The sequence below is a fragment of the Paraburkholderia sp. GAS38 genome (assembly GCF_050434965.1).
GTDB lineage: Bacteria > Pseudomonadota > Gammaproteobacteria > Burkholderiales > Burkholderiaceae > Paraburkholderia > Paraburkholderia phenazinium_A.
Genome location: NZ_JBNDJO010000005.1, coordinates 117816 through 132332, shown reverse-complemented (window position 1 = coordinate 132332; position 14517 = coordinate 117816). Strand labels below are relative to the sequence as shown.

17 protein-coding genes are annotated in these 14517 nt (G+C 59.0%); 8 read left to right on the top strand and 9 right to left on the bottom strand.

Annotation, left to right across the window (positions count from 1 at the left end):
- Positions 1-19: 19 nt before the first annotated feature.
- On the bottom strand, positions 20-625 hold the full coding sequence (locus P3T42_RS13905; RefSeq protein ID WP_429306382.1) for a TetR/AcrR family transcriptional regulator: 606 nt from the start codon (positions 623-625) through the stop codon (positions 20-22).
- Between the two features lie 130 nt (positions 626-755).
- On the opposite strand from P3T42_RS13905, the gene P3T42_RS13900 reads away from it, so the two are divergent.
- Positions 756-1679: an NAD-dependent epimerase/dehydratase family protein gene (locus P3T42_RS13900; RefSeq protein ID WP_429306381.1), complete on the top strand. Its 924-nt coding sequence runs from the start codon at positions 756-758 to the stop codon at positions 1677-1679.
- 2 nt (positions 1680-1681) lie between these two features.
- Positions 1682-2026, top strand: a complete 345-nt coding sequence (locus tag P3T42_RS13895; RefSeq protein ID WP_074302775.1) for a DoxX family protein — start codon at positions 1682-1684, stop codon at positions 2024-2026.
- A gap of 121 nt (positions 2027-2147) precedes the next feature.
- Here P3T42_RS13895 and P3T42_RS13890 read toward each other — a convergent pair whose 3' ends face one another.
- A complete protein-coding gene (locus P3T42_RS13890; protein ID WP_429306380.1) occupies positions 2148-3041 on the bottom strand; it encodes an AraC family transcriptional regulator N-terminal domain-containing protein in 894 nt (297 codons plus the stop codon).
- A 229-nt stretch (positions 3042-3270) separates the two neighbouring features.
- Between P3T42_RS13890 and P3T42_RS13885 the strand changes: the two genes are divergently transcribed.
- Entirely contained in the window at positions 3271-4134 is an 864-nt protein-coding gene (locus tag P3T42_RS13885; RefSeq protein ID WP_074302215.1) for an SDR family oxidoreductase, read from the top strand.
- 119 nt (positions 4135-4253) lie between these two features.
- On the top strand, positions 4254-4451 hold the full coding sequence (locus P3T42_RS13880; RefSeq protein WP_429306379.1) for a hypothetical protein: 198 nt from the start codon (positions 4254-4256) through the stop codon (positions 4449-4451).
- Between the two features lie 353 nt (positions 4452-4804).
- Here the strand turns inward: P3T42_RS13880 and P3T42_RS13875 are convergent, their stop codons facing one another.
- A complete protein-coding gene (locus tag P3T42_RS13875; protein WP_429306378.1) occupies positions 4805-5683 on the bottom strand; it encodes a LysR family transcriptional regulator in 879 nt (292 codons plus the stop codon).
- A 116-nt stretch (positions 5684-5799) separates the two neighbouring features.
- Between P3T42_RS13875 and P3T42_RS13870 the strand changes: the two genes are divergently transcribed.
- On the top strand, positions 5800-6411 hold the full coding sequence (locus P3T42_RS13870; protein ID WP_074302212.1) for an NIPSNAP family protein: 612 nt from the start codon (positions 5800-5802) through the stop codon (positions 6409-6411).
- A gap of 250 nt (positions 6412-6661) precedes the next feature.
- The gene (locus tag P3T42_RS13865) at positions 6662-8107 is read left to right on the top strand and encodes a DEAD/DEAH box helicase (RefSeq protein WP_429306377.1); all 1446 of its coding nucleotides are present in this window, start codon (positions 6662-6664) and stop codon (positions 8105-8107) included.
- 149 nt (positions 8108-8256) lie between these two features.
- Here the strand turns inward: P3T42_RS13865 and P3T42_RS13860 are convergent, their stop codons facing one another.
- Positions 8257-8544 carry a DUF1330 domain-containing protein gene (locus P3T42_RS13860; protein WP_074302210.1) on the bottom strand — a complete coding sequence of 96 codons (288 nt, stop codon included), beginning with the start codon at positions 8542-8544 and terminating at the stop codon, positions 8257-8259.
- Positions 8545-8664: 120 nt separating this feature from the next.
- Positions 8665-9582 (bottom strand): DMT family transporter, encoded by a 918-nt coding sequence (locus tag P3T42_RS13855; protein WP_429306376.1) that lies wholly within the window; start codon positions 9580-9582, stop codon positions 8665-8667.
- Between the two features lie 84 nt (positions 9583-9666).
- Here P3T42_RS13855 and P3T42_RS13850 point away from each other — a divergent pair, with 84 nt between their 5' ends.
- Positions 9667-10533, top strand: a complete 867-nt coding sequence (locus tag P3T42_RS13850; RefSeq protein ID WP_429306375.1) for a LysR family transcriptional regulator — start codon at positions 9667-9669, stop codon at positions 10531-10533.
- A 229-nt stretch (positions 10534-10762) separates the two neighbouring features.
- On the opposite strand, the gene P3T42_RS13845 is transcribed toward P3T42_RS13850, so the two are convergent.
- Genes P3T42_RS13845 through P3T42_RS13835 form a run of 3 tightly spaced genes read right to left on the bottom strand, consistent with a single transcriptional unit; the run spans position 10763 to position 12509 of the window.
- The gene (locus P3T42_RS13845) at positions 10763-11608 is read right to left on the bottom strand and encodes an MBL fold metallo-hydrolase (RefSeq protein WP_429306374.1); all 846 of its coding nucleotides are present in this window, start codon (positions 11606-11608) and stop codon (positions 10763-10765) included.
- Positions 11609-11629: 21 nt separating this feature from the next.
- On the bottom strand, positions 11630-11956 hold the full coding sequence (locus P3T42_RS13840; protein WP_429306373.1) for a hypothetical protein: 327 nt from the start codon (positions 11954-11956) through the stop codon (positions 11630-11632).
- A 7-nt stretch (positions 11957-11963) separates the two neighbouring features.
- Entirely contained in the window at positions 11964-12509 is a 546-nt protein-coding gene (locus tag P3T42_RS13835; RefSeq protein WP_429306372.1) for a sugar ABC transporter, read from the bottom strand.
- A 166-nt stretch (positions 12510-12675) separates the two neighbouring features.
- Between P3T42_RS13835 and P3T42_RS13830 the strand changes: the two genes are divergently transcribed.
- On the top strand, positions 12676-13581 hold the full coding sequence (locus P3T42_RS13830; protein ID WP_429306567.1) for a LysR substrate-binding domain-containing protein: 906 nt from the start codon (positions 12676-12678) through the stop codon (positions 13579-13581).
- A 179-nt stretch (positions 13582-13760) separates the two neighbouring features.
- Here P3T42_RS13830 and P3T42_RS13825 read toward each other — a convergent pair whose 3' ends face one another.
- Positions 13761-14330 (bottom strand): AAA family ATPase, encoded by a 570-nt coding sequence (locus P3T42_RS13825; RefSeq protein ID WP_429306371.1) that lies wholly within the window; start codon positions 14328-14330, stop codon positions 13761-13763.
- Between the last annotated feature and the right edge of the window lie 187 nt (positions 14331-14517).

Genomic DNA, 14517 nt, shown 5'->3' with positions numbered 1-14517 from the left:
TTAGGATATGCGGCGCTCCTTAGCGAAGTGCCGCTGCCACCGCCTCGTCAATCTGCACTGCAAAGCGCGCTTCAACATCGGGCACCGTGTAGCCAACTGACAGTTCCAGATACGCGTCGCCTAGCACCAACTGAACAAACGTCGCTGCCCGCAATGCAGCAGTTGATTCGTCAAATCGCCTTCGCAGAATTTTTGCGGCGAAGGCACGCACGCCCTTTGCACCATTTTCGTAAAACACCTGGCCGAGTTCCGGAAGACGCTCGGCCTCAGCAACGATGGCCCGGTAGAGCCGCAGATAATCCGGCGCGATAAGGATTTGTGCCAACACCCATCCCAACTTGCGCAACTCGTCTTCGGGTGATCCATCGGATTGCTCGTCCTGAGCGCTGGCGAGAACGCCACCCACCTGAGCGCACATCGAGCCCACCAGACCAACGAAGAGCGCCTCCTTCGACTTGAAGTGGCGGTAGACCGTCTGTTTGCCGACGCCCGCGGCCGCGGCGACATCATCCATCGTCGCCAGGCCGAAACCCTGGCTTAAAAAAACGGCTTTCGCGCCGTCGAGGATAGCGGACCGCTTACGGTGCTGCAGCGGGCTCAGGTCGGGGGGAGAGGACGTGTTCATGCCCGATTAATAGCAGATCATCGAGTAGTTGACAAGACTGACCAGTCTCGTTTAGATTCCTCAAAACGAGACCGATAAGTCTCGTTTGTGTGATTTATCAACTTTGCAGGCAATCATCGAGGGGAACGCTTTGGAACTGTTCATTACAGGTGGTACGGGCTTCATCGGGCAAGCGGTCGCGCGCAAGGCGATTAGCCTCGGTCATCAGGTGACGGCGTTGGTGCGCCAGGCCAACTCGCCGGCCGCCAGCGCGCTGGCGCGTCTCGGAGTGAAACTGCATTCCGGCGACCTGCGTGAGCCACAGTCGTTCGCTGCGATTGCCGGTACCGCCGATGGCGTGGTGCACACCGCGTCGACCAACGATGCTTCCGCCGGTGCGGCTGATGAGGCCGCGGCTGTAGCGATGCTTTCGCATTTGCATCCGGGCGCGGCATTTGTCTATACGTCGGGCACCTGGGTCTACGGCAATACGGAGGGGGAGCCCGCGACTGAAGCGTCGGCGCTGAACCCGACGCCACTCATCGCCTGGCGGCCCGCAGTGGAGCAACGTGTGCAGGCGCTAGCAGCAAGCCGCTCGATTGCCGCAGTGATCCTTAGGCCGGCGATGGTGCATGGCTACGGCGGCGGCGTTTTCGGCATGCTTGCCGGCATGGTCCGTCAGACTGGCAGTGTGAGGATCGTCGGCGATGGTCGCAACCACTGGCCAGCGGTTCACGTCGACGATCTCGCCACGGCTTACCTGAGCGCGGTGGAGCGGGTGGCAAGCGGAGACGGTCGAGTCACGGGACAGATCTTCAACGTGGTCGCGGAAGATGCCGTTGCCGTTGCCGAAATGGGTGAAGCGATTCGGGCCTCGGTCGGCGCCGATCGCGTCGAACTCTGGCCGCTCGACGATGCTCGCCAATCGCTTGGACCGTTCGCTGACGCACTGGCGCTCGATCAGACAGTCAGCGGCCAGCATGCCCGGCGAGTGCTTGCGTGGGAACCCCACGGCCCCGGTCTGATTGCGGATCTCTCTGTACGAGAGCACTTTCAGCAGATCAAGGGAGCATGACGATGGCGTGGAACAGTGCATCTTCAGGATCGGTTCTCGCGATGATCGTGGCGGTTCTGTTCGCGGTTGCTGGGGTGGTCAATCTTTCGGGGCTAGGTGCGGTGAAGCGCGACTTCGCACGCTGGGGTTACCCGGCATGGTTTCGTTGGCTCTGTGGCGCTCTCGAGCTGCTTAGCGCGGCACTTCTTCCTGGACAGCAAACCAGAATCTTGGGCTTGACGCTGGCCGGTGCAATCATGATCGGCGCTCTTTTCACGTTGCTACGAAATCGGGAGCCGTTCGGACATCTTGCCCCGGCGCTGATCTTCTCGGCTCTCGTTGTAGCTACTGTGGCGCTCCGCGGTTGAGGCTTGCTCGCCATCAGACGAATGAGCCCGGGACGCTAACAGGCCGCGCGGGCAATCCGCGCTGCAGGTATTTGAAATGCGCACACGGAAAGCGGCCTTGGAGCAACTCCAGTTTGATACATCACAGTAGCCGCAGTCGCCTCACATCTTGCTGCGGAGGCGCACCGAACAGGCGGCTGTACTCGCGACTGAACTGCGAGGCGCTTTCGTACCCGACCCGGATTGCGGCACTTCCCGCGTCGATGCCAAGGCTGAGCATCAGTTGCCGCGCCTCCTGCAAGCGCAGTTGCTTCTGGTATTGCAGAGGACTTGTTCCCGTGATGTTGCGGAAATGCTGACGGAACGTCGAAGGACTCATGTGCGCTTGCGCGGCCAGATCATCCACCAATAGTTCCTTTGAGAAATTCTGTTTGAGCCAGGTCACTGCCCTGGCGATTTGTTGGCTCGGTGATCCGTTGGCTGCAAGACGCTGCAATTGCGGACTATGGGGACCAGCGAGAAGCCGGACGATTATTTCCTGCTGATAGAGCGGCGCCAATTGCGGAGCCAGTACCGGTTGGTCCAGCAATTCGATCAGCCGAATCAGGACGCCTATCAGCGCATCGTCAAGGGTTTCGATCGTGATAGGCGTGAAAGCTGGCGTTCGGGGGGGAGCCGGTAACTGCATCTCCTCAGCTATCTTCACGATGTCACGCCGGTCTAGTGTCAGCATCAGGCCAAGCATCGGCTCCTCAATACTAGCCCGCGTGACATGCGAGATCACAGGCAGGTCGATGCTGGTCAGCAGTGACTGGCCGGGGCCGTAGTTCACCACCTCTTTCCCTACCAATACCTGCTTATGGCCCTGAGCAACGATACCCAGCCCGAGGCTAAAGATGCAATGCAACGGCTCGGTTGGCCCCTTCCGGCGATGAAGTGAGAGCGCCGGTATAGCTGTGGTGTGGTCGCCGTCAGACTGGGCAAAGCGTGCAATGGCTCGCGCGAGGCCGTCCGTAGGGGCGGTACTGGTATTCATTGGCTTGAAAGCCCTGCGATTCATGCGTATTTCTAACGAGAAAACGGTAGGCACACTTTACCCCTGCCGCGGGACATCGGTGCAGTTTCATGCTGCTTTCGTCATTTTAGGCAAAAGGTACAGCGGTTTCGGCAACCGCCTGAGTGCCAATCGCGCGACACTGAAACCACCCGATTCATATCCCGATGCCTAAGTTTCGGCGAGGCATCACGACACAAAGGACCCACGTATGAACAGCAAGAAAGTTTGGCTCGTGACCGGCGCCGGCCGTGGCATGGGCGTGGACATTGTGAAGGCGGCACTGGCAGCCGGCCACGACGTTGTGGCGACCGGCCGCGATCTCGCAAAGATCAGGAACGCCATCGGCGATCACGATAGTCTGTTGATTGCGTCGCTTGACGTGACGAACCCGGTCGATGCCGACGCCGCCGTCAAGGCTGCGGTCCAAAAGTTCGGGCGCATTGACGTACTGGTCAACAACGCAGGCAACTTCTATGGGGGCTTCTTCGAGGAGCTTAGCGCCGCCCAGGTGCGCAGCCAGTTCGAAACGCTTTTGTTCGGTCCGATGAATGTTACCAGGGCCGTATTGCCCGTGATGCGCAGGCAGCGCTCTGGCCTGGTAGTCACGATCTCATCGACGGCTGGCATTACTGGTCTTGTCTTTTGCAGCGCATATGCTGCTGCAAAGTTTGGAGTCGAAGGATGGATGGAGTCGCTTGCGCAGGAGATTGCTCCCTTTGGCATCCGCACCATGCTGGTGGAGCCGGGGTTCTTCCGGACCGACCTTCTCACCGCAGAGTCAACTACCTACGCCGAACTCTCCATCGAAGACTACGCATCCCGTACTAAGGAGACCGTGACCGCGTGGAAAGGCATGAGCGGAAAGCAGGGCGGCGATCCGGCCAAGCTTGCCGCTGCGTTGGTAGCGCTGACGGCGCAGGATGAGCCTCCTGCTCGCTTCGCCGCTGGCGCGGATGCGGTCGAAGCCTTTGAGGCGAAGGCAAACACCTTACTCGCTCAGGCGAATGCCCACCGCGAACTGTCCTCATCTCTTGCACACTCTCCTGAATACGCTGCCGCGCGGCAGGCCTAAAACACGGTCGCCGGTCAGTGTTCGTCAGTGTATTTCTTTACCCAACCGGCAAATGTCAGCAACTGCGGATAGCCTCCACCGGACTGCGGCAGTCGGAGCATTACAGGTGGATGCATGGCTTGCTACGGAGCCTGATCAAGGAAGCCGCGAGCGGAGCGGCAGCGGACGACGCGGGATATTCGGCGCACGTCCTGCTTAGCGCACTGCACATTAACCTTATCGAGGATATGCTCGCCACCGGACTCTCGAGTAGCGAGATTCGAAGCGCGCAGGCTGCGCTCGCGCGAGCGATCATTGACGATACCCGGCGTGCCTAGTGCAAGCAGTGAACGGCTGCAACGGGTCGGTGTGGGCTGATCGCCACCATGCCCTGTTCGGCCGCAAGCGGTCACTCAGCTACCCTTAGCTAGCTCTTGAGACACGGCCCGATGCCCATGCCGGCGATACTTGAGGGCAAATTCAAACCGTTCCTCGGGCCATGTCGAGTCGTGCCTCTGTCGTTCGTCGTAGCTATACGAAGAGGTCGAAATCGACATCGGTATCTTCGCTCTACGAACCATCGTCAGGCAGCGACCGCTCAACTTTGGCTGTCCGCGAGCCATTCAGCGAATGGCTGCTTTCAGAGGATCGCATGCTCGGAGAGTAAAGCGAACCGTTCGGCGACGGCGACTTATCCGCGCACATCCTTATCCGTGTAACGGGTTTCACGACCGATGCAATGGACCAAAAATTCCATCACAGCCTTGATCGCCGGCGTTCGACGCAGGTCGGGGTAGGTCACCAGCCAAAGCCCGGTTTCGGGCGGCTCGGATCCCATGTCGAGTCTGACCAGTTCAGCGTCGTTATCGCCGATCAACGTAGGCAGAACCGCAACCCCGACGCCGTTGCGCACGGCCATCTGCTGCCCAATTGCATCGCTCGCTTCGAATACGATGGGCCGTCCGTCGATATTTTTGCGCAGCCACTTTTGATGTTTCACATGGTCCAGCGACGAGTCATAAGCGATGAACTCCCATTGCGCAGAAGGGCGAGCCGCATAGGTATGGTTGGCATAGAGACCGAATCGGACTGTGCCTATGCGGCGCGTAACGAGGCTGCCGTCCTCCGGCTTGACCATGCGAACGGCAATATCGGCGACGCCCCGGTCCAGCGGTGCGATGTCGGGAGATCCCTCCATCACGATCTTCAAGGCCGGATGCGATTCCCGTAGCACGCGTATGTGTGGCGCGATGCAGTAACTGCCGATCGTAGGCGGCACGCTGATACGGACCGTTCCGGACAGCGCCGACGATGCCCGCAACGCATATGTTTCAACTGCCTGGGCGCCTTGTGCCATCGATCGGGCCAGCATGGCGATGGCTTTTCCATCCTCGGTCAAACGGATGCTGCGGGGTAGCCGATAAATCAGCTTCAATCCGAGCGCGGACTCCAGGGACATGACACGCCGCCCAACCGTGGCGTGTTCGACCGACAGTTCGCTGGCGGCGCCTGAGAGCGTTCCCGTGCGCGCGAGTACCAGAAAGTACTGCAAATCTTGCCAGTCGAACATAGTGAATTTTTAACAGAGTGTGTGAACCGATGAGGAATTCCCAAGTGACGAGAGCAAGTCTAGCCTCCTTTGTAGCGGTCGTCTGATCGCCGTACACGGACTCAGGAGAATTTGACATGTTCTACGAACTGGTTACCTTGTCGTCGCATATTCTGAAGCTGCCGGAGGTAATCGCGAGCGCGGAGGCTTACCTCAATCATCCCGAAACCGCGGGGCGCTGGCTCGGCGCATGGACCTCGGAAAACGGGCGGCTAGGAAGCGTGCGTATTCTGCGAGGATTCGTCGATCCCGGGACACTGTCTCAGGAAAGAGCGCGTGCTTTACATCACGCCAATCCATTCGGGGTGGCCGACAGCACGTCTACGATCGAGATGGAGAGCTACGCTGGTTTTCCTTTCTTGCCTCCGGTCGAGCCGGGCTCGTTCGGCAGGTACTACGAGTTTCGCACCTACTGGCTAAGACCCGGTGGACTGGCGCCTACGATTGAGGCGTGGGAGGCCGCGATGCCCGAGCGGTCAAAACGGTCCCCTCTGACAGTCAATATGTACGCGCTTGATGGCGTGCCGCGCATCACGCACATATGGCCCTGGGAAAGCCTGGATGAACGGATCGCGATACGTGCAAAGTCTTACGCTGATGGAATCTGGCCGCCAAAAGGCGGGCCTGAGAATTTCTATGAGGCGACGTCCACTATCTGGATACCGACTATCAATTCGCCCCTGCGGTGAATTCGCAGGTCGATCGGCAGAAGCCTAATGGTTGGGCCGCGATTACACAAACGAAGGGGCAGAATTCACGAATGAGTAGGAATGCTTACATGATCAGCGAATAGAATTGCTCCGCTGCGGTGTTCGCGCCGCCGTCGCTCTGCATCGGCTCTGTGCGGATCGTGTCCGCGATTTCGATGCCGGACACGATGATGCGCGGCGCAATCAGGCGGTAACCGCTAGAATTGCGGCTTTAGCCCGGAATACGCCAATGTCTTTTGCCTCGCTTGGCCTGATCGATCCCTTGCTGCGTAATCTGCAGGACCTCAATTACCAGACACCTACGCCGGTGCAGGCCAAGGCGATTCCTGCTGTGCTCAGTGGCAAGGACGTCATGGCTGCGGCACAGACCGGTACCGGCAAAACGGCGGGTTTTGCGCTGCCGCTGTTGCAACGGCTAGTGCAATACGGCCCGGCGGTGTCCAGCAACCGCGCGCGTGTTCTGGTGCTGGTGCCCACGCGTGAACTGGCCGAACAAGTGTTGCAAAGCTTTGTCGATTACGGTAAAGGCCTCGAGTTACGATTTCTGGCCGCCTACGGCGGTGTGAGTATCAACCCGCAGATGATGAAGTTGCGCAAGGGCGTGGATGTGCTCGTTGCCACGCCGGGCCGTTTGCTGGATCTCCATCGCCAGAACGCAGTGCAGTTTGATCAAATACAAACGCTGGTGCTGGATGAAGCCGACCGCATGCTGGATCTGGGCTTTGCACGCGAACTCAACGCTGTCTTTGCTGCCTTGCCCGCCGAGCGCCAGACCCTGCTGTTCTCTGCCACGTTTACCGATGATATCCGCGCCATCGCGGCGGCCATTCTGAGGGGCCCGGTCAATATCAGCGTTAGCCCGCCCAATGCCACGGCCAGCAGGATCAAGCAGTGGGTGGTGACGGTGGATAAAAAGAACAAGCCCGACCTCTTCATGCATCTTGTGGCTGAGAACAACTGGCAGCACGCGCTGGTGTTCGTCAAAACCCGCAACGGCGTGGACTACCTGGCGGCCATGCTGGACGAAGCTGGCTACGCGGTCGACACCATCCACGGCGACAAACCCCAGCCCGCGCGCCTGCGTGCGCTGGAGCGCTTCAAGACGGGCGAAGTACATATGCTGGTAGCCACCGATGTGGCTGCGCGCGGGTTGGATATCGACGACCTGCCGCTCGTGATCAACGTTGATCTGCCGATCGTGGCGCAAGACTACGTGCACCGTATTGGCCGTACCGGCCGCGCGGGCGCCAGCGGCGTGGCGGTGTCCCTTGTGTGTGCCGATGAAGCGCCGCAACTGGCCGCGATTGAAGCGCTGATCCGGCAAACGCTGCCCCGTGAAGAAGAGCCGGGTTTTGAGGCCGAACACCGCGTGCCGCAAACGAGCGCGACGGGCCAGATCATCAAGAAACCCAAAAAGCCTAAGAAGCCCAAAGTGTCGCAAGCTGCGCCGGGCGCCGTGCAGGTGCTTGGCAAAAAGCCACGTCCGCAAAGCGGCGAAAGCAAACGCAAGCCTGGGGCGCAACGCGCTGCGGCCGTGGGCGAAGGCACACCCTTTTCCAGCGGTAGTCCATTCAGCGTGCAAAAGCCACGCAGCAAACCCGCCGGCAAGCCAGCTGCCGGTTCACATAAGCCGGTTGGCAAACCCGCTGGTGGCCGCGGCAAACGCCAACCCTGATCCGTGGGGATGAGTCACGCCGGCCCTGGAGCGTTGCGAATTACCGCTTGGGGGCGACCTGAGATGGCCGCCAGCCGTCTCAGGGCGGCCATCAACAGCCGTTCGAGGCGAGCGGGAAGCGGCTTTTCCAAACCAGTTCGGCGCTCCAATCACACGCCGTCCACCACTGCGAAAATGCCTTTACTGCTTGAGAGTCGCATGGGCAGGATTTCTTGGTATGCGGACGAGTTGTACCATGCAATTGCGTCCTGGCGCGTAGGGAACTCGATGATGACGAGCCGCTTGTACGGCAATTCGCCCTCCATCACTTCGAGGTTGCCGCCACGCGCGAGGAACTTGCCGCCATATGCCTCGATCGTCGCCGGCGCCTTTGCGCGATATTGATTGAAAACAGCTTCGTTTTCGATCGATTCCTGTACGACAACAAATGCTGCCATGTGTTGGCTCCTTAAAGTGAAGAGCGATGCTGCAGTAGAACGGTACCCGATCCGAGTGGCCGTTGCCTGGCGCGAAGCCGATGGGGTTGCCTCTGCGCCAGACGGCATTTTGCAGCCGCGTTAGCTGTCGCGGCGAACGGTCCACAATGCGCCCGCCATGATTAGGACCCCGACGGTCTGTAGTGCGGTTAGTTGGTGTCCGTATACAACCCGGTCCACGACAATGGCTGTCAGCGGATAGACGAATTGCAACAGCGCCACACGACTGGTGCGCAGCCGGCTCATCCCGGCATAGAGAACGACGTACGCGACGCCACTATGGATGCTTCCTAGCCCGGCTAACCAAAGCCATGCAGTCGTCGTTTGCGGCATTCCATGCCAGAGCGGCCACCAAGCTGTAAGCAGCACGCCGACAGCACTCTGCCACCAGGACAACGCAAACGAACTAACTCGCTTTGCCTTGCGCGCGATTAACGGTAAGCCAGCATAGGCGATGGCACCCACGAGGCATAGGGTGACGCCGGTCTGATAAGACGATGTCGCGATCAAGCTCGTCTTGCTTCCAATGAGTCCGGTGGCGAGTACAAGTCCGGCTAGTGCTACAACGCAAGCAATGACCTGCGCTTTGGATACGCGCTCGCCCAGCCACCAGGCACCCAGACCGATGACCAAAAATGGTTGGATGTGAAACAGAACTGTCGCTATTGCAATAGACACCCGTGGAATGGCGGCAAAGAACAAAACCCAATTGAGCACGATTAGCACGCCTGCGCCCAGTGCCACCGTCAGCTCCCGCCATCGCAGTTTGAGTTCATGCAACCGTCCCGTTGCCGCGCCCCACAGCGAAAGGGCCAGCACCCCAAAGAAGCAGCGAAAGAACACCGTGGTCATCGGGTCCTGGCGGGCTTCTTCGACGAATATGCCGATGGTCCCGAGAATTAGCCCGCCCGCGACCATCAACGCAGTGCCTTGCCGTTCCGAGGTGCTTGATGGGGCCAGCAGGGCAGATTCAGACGGGCAAGGCGTTGCGCTTTTCATGTCCTGAATTGTGGAATGGGTTGACCGTCACGAAAAGCGAATTTATCGTTTCGTTATTATTCGATTTTCAAATGGTTGACCGCCATGTCCCAATCTCCCGATCTACAGCTTGACTGGCTACGCGCGTTTGTCGCCGTCGCCGACACGGGGTCGCTCACGGCAGCGGCGAAGCAGGTCTATCGCTCGCAGTCCGCTGTGAGCATGCAGTTGAAGAAGCTCGAGGATGCCGTGGGGCAATCGCTGATGTTGCGCGGGCCACGTCATATGCTTTTAACAGCAGCCGGCAGTGAGCTTTTGAGCTATGCGCGGAGAATGCTGGATATACACGCCGAGGCCATCGCTGCGCTTCGGGGGCCAGAGGTCACAGGCCGCATTAGTTTGGGCGTGCCGGAGGACTATGCGATGGCTTATCTCACACCAGTCCTTCGCACCTTCTCGAGCCGCTACCCAGCGGTGGAAATCACTTTGGTCTGCGAGCAGTCAACCGCACTCATTCCCAAAGTAGAACGGGGCGAACTGGACCTGGCGGTCGTCACGCGGGATCGCGCTGACAGAGGGACGTTGCTGTTTCGAGAAAAGCTTGTCTGGGTCGGAAAAGAACGATATGAGGCCTGGCGTCGTAATCCATTGCCCATCGCCGTCCACGAATCAGGAAGTCGACCGCGCGATGCCGTGCTCAAAGCTATTTCATCCCAGCGGCGTCAGTATCGGATCGTCTATCACAGCCCAAACGTCGCTGGACAACTGGCCGCCGCAGAGAGCGGCATGGCGGTGGCGGTGCTAACGCAATGCAGTCTCCCTGCCGGCCTGAAAGTGCTCGACAGCCGTCACGGACTCCCGGATTTGCCTGAAATGGAGGTGGTCGTCATCCGTTCAAAGCAGGCCAAACAATCGGCTGCGGCAGGAGCGATGTTTGAGCAACTCATCCGTACTTTAAGCCGCACGGAGTAAGAACCCGCTACGAGCCGCCGCTGGACTTCGCGCGAAGACAACGGCCCCGCGCCGGCAAACCAAGCTCCAAGCTCGCGGCATTCGAAAAGCGCAGGTAAATCGAGTCAGCCGAAGCGCGAGAATCAACATTCCAAAATCATCCCGGTGGACGGCGGCTATTCGGTTCAAGGCTAGCCATCGCCCGGTGTCTCCGTTATGTTGCGACTGCCAAGCGCTATCGTTTGTGGCCTCATGCTTCAACCTCGTAAAGCAGACCATAGCTCCCGCTCGTCCGCTTTATTCGCGCGAAGCCGAGTTCCCCCAAATGCATACCGGCGACCAAAAGTCCCTCTGAACTGACCAGGTCCAGAAGCCGCGATCGTGTCGTGGCCGCGAGGGAAGGGTCCTGATCGAATGCAATCGACACGTCTGGCCGTTCAATCTGGATGTGAGGAAAATGAACAATATCTCCCCAGACAAGCAGGCCTTGATCATGGGATTCGAGAAGATATCCGGAGTGCCCATCTGTGTGTCCCGGTAGCGGCATCGCTCTGATACCGGGCAGCACTTCGCCCTCATCGAAAGTACGGAGCTTGTCGCGGTAGCCGTCGAACACTTGACGCGCTATCAGGAAGTTGCCGCGAGCACGCTCGCTGGCACGACTGAGATTTCCGTCATCCTGCCAAAATTTGACCTCTCGCTGATGCGCAACAAGCTCCGCATTCGGAAAGGCAATGTGTCCGGCTGGGTCGACTAGCCCTCCAACATGGTCGGGATGAGCGTGTGTGAGCAGGATCGTGTCGATCTCGGAGGGTTCGACACCAGCCAGCGATAAATTGGCCCTCAGGCGGCCGCCCCATTGCTTGATGCCTCCCGCCCCACCGTCGATGAGAATGGTGCGGCCCGCACTTCGTACCACGTAGCAATTGATATGCACGGTGGAAGGTGCTTGCTGCCCTGCATCACTTTGCATTCTGGAGGCCTCGGACGGGTCGATATTCGCGAGCAGGTCGAGACTAGCGGTGAGGTAGCCGTCGCTGATTGCGATGATCGTGAAATCGCCGGCTCGCTGACTTGGAAAGGTGACGGTGGACACAATTCTTCTCCAGAGGACTTCTTAATTTCGGGCGTGAATGCTCGACGCGGCATAACCAAAACAACGGATGCGTGCCGTGAGACCCGTGCGGCGCGCGATGGCGTCGTCCAGGGCTTCCATGAACTGGTTCATTACCGGGGGTGTGCGAAACGTCTCAAGGCGATATTGGACTTCCGCGAAGACGGGATGTCCGTACCCATGCCGAACTTCGACATAGATGACATGAACGTTTTCGAGTGCCGCTTCAAGGACACTCGTACAGAGTTTGATGCAGTCGCAGGAAAGCTCGGCAAGTCGCCCATGAGACGGCATGTGTCCCGCAGGAATATAGAGAGTGACATTGGGCATCGCGGACCTATGTTCCCTGTCCGGTCGAAACGGTGCATGAGCGTGTCAGTTGTTCAGTCATCGGGGAGTAGAGGTGAACACCTTCGGACAAGCTCCCGACAAGCTGAGCGTTTCGCCGAGGCAGTTTTGCGAGCCAACGGCGTTCTGGAAACTTCTCCAGCGCAACGGCTCGCATCGCCAACGGTGTGAGGCCCATCTGGATCAGCGGTTCGGGGCCGTTTGCACAAAGCACGAGGAGTTCGTCTGCACTTACTGCTGGTGCAAGGCCGATATCGCTGTAGAGATTTCGGTGCCAGTGGGTGATGTGTTGCTGCCACCTTGCAAAATTGCCGCCGCCTTTCTGGCGATATTCTTCTCCCGTCAGAACATCGAGACCGTCGATCGTGTGGACGGCAAGGTAGACCGGGCAACCATCGCTTAACGACTTGAAGCGCTGCGACGTGTGAAAGCCGGTAACCGAGATGAGGGCGGGCAGTTTCTCAAGGCTGTAGAAGTCGTTCCATTCGGCTTCGCTGCTGAGATCGGCGAAGCTGCATTCCACGGTGTAGATCATCAGGCTATCCTTGGTGGCGCGTAAGCAGATTGCTGCAAACGATCCATGTTCATTGCGGTAACGTAATGCTAATCTGAGGTGTTCGGCGCATATAACGATATAAAGTCAGCCTTCAGTGATGTTTGCTCAAGCTGGCGTCGAGCGCATATCAATCGGCGAGAACCCAATGCGACGTAAGATCCCAAGCAATTCCGCGCTGCTGGCTTTTGAAGCCGCGGCACGACACGGCAGCTTCGCCCGCGCGGCCGAGGAATTAGCGCTGACCGAGGGCGCCATCAGTCGTCAGATTGGTCGCCTGGAGGCGTTTTTGAGTGTCGCGCTGTTTGAACGCATTGGAAATCGGGTTCGGCTTGCGCCCAACGGCACGCGATACGCGGTGCAGGTTCGCGAGATTCTGGACCGGCTGGAACGCGACAGCCTGTATCTGATGGGGCAGCCTATCGAGGGCGCAAGCATTGATATCGCCGCGATTCCGACCTTCGCCACCCGTTGGCTTATCCCTCGACTGAAACGCTTTCAACATCAGCATCCGAACATTACCGTGCACATCGCCGAACGCATGGAACCCTTCATTCTTGCTGGTAGCGGTTTCGACGTGGCAATCCACTTCGAGCATCCAGCATGGGCGGGTATGCGTGTGCATCGCCTGCTGGAGGAGGTGCTGGTGCCCGTCTGTAGTCCGGCGCTTCTCGCAGGCGCCGATGCGAACCTATCGCTGGATGAACTGCCGCGCCTTCACCGACGACAAAATCCGGACGCATGGCAGCGTTATGCACAAGAGGCCGGTATCGTGCTGACCAATTCGGCGGTTGGCGCGCGTTACGATCTCCACTCCATGCTCATCGAGGCGGCGCTAGCCGGCTTGGGTGTTGCATTGGTGCCGCGTCTTTACATCGGGGCAGAGCTTGAACAAGGCCGTCTCGTCGCGCCTTGGCCGGACAGCAAAACGATCGCTAAAAACTTCTGCCTTGTTCTTCCTGAGCCTATCGAGTTGAGTGAAGCGCCGCTCCAGGCATTTGCGAAATGGATTCTTCACGAAGCCCGGGGCGTGGCGTCTTGCAGCAGCGCCTGACGCGCATCACAAGACGCCACTGCCCCAGTGCGGAACCCAGAATCGGCCGGCTGATGCCTTGTTCGGTCCGGCAAATCTGCGTGCCGACTACCCGGTCCTGCGTGATGGCCTGATGGTTGCGGGAGTCTCAACACCGATAAACGTCTAATCGCCTTCGTGATATCGGACGAAATGGACTTTTATTTGGGCTGAAGATCGTGCGCGCCTGGACAACGGACATTCCCTGTCTCGTCGTACACCACGATGTCGAAGCCTTCGTTGAGCGCGGGCGGGACGAAATAGCGGGTGATCAGCTCATACTGTGCATCGGATGTCTGGAATGGATGCTCGCCTGACGCGTTCCGCGCCCTTAGACGAGCTTTGCAAATCTCGTCGCTCACATCCAGATAGTGCAGCTGATGTTCGCAGCCGGCGGCCCGAAGCAATGCGTGTCCCCACGCACGGGTGTCGGTTGTGTTAAACGGGAAGTCCAGTACCACGGAAAGCCCTGCCGAGAGGAGCGCCTGAATGTGCCCGGTGAGGACCGTCTTGATGCGACTTGCACAGCGCACATAGTCGGCCAGCGTATGGGTTTCGTCCGGATAGAGACGTGCGATCCATACGTCTTCGCTGATCAACACCGTCCGCTGAGCGTTTGCGAGGTGGGCGGTCAGTGTGGATTTGCCCGCGGCAATCTTGCCGCAGACCATATGCAGAACGGCTGGGTTACCCAATTCAACTTCATCGGCCAACGTGCTCTCACTCGTCATTTCCTGGCGCTCCGATTAGGGCCCAGAAAGCGAAAACCCGCCTTCTGGGCGGGTTGTGATGGCGTATTGTCAACTCAATCGCTATCCCGCCGGGACTCTCGCGGCGTGAATAATCGAGTTGATGTGGAATCGGTTCATGTACCGAAGCATAGTGCAGCGGACCGAACGAGACAAGCAGGAGCCGCTA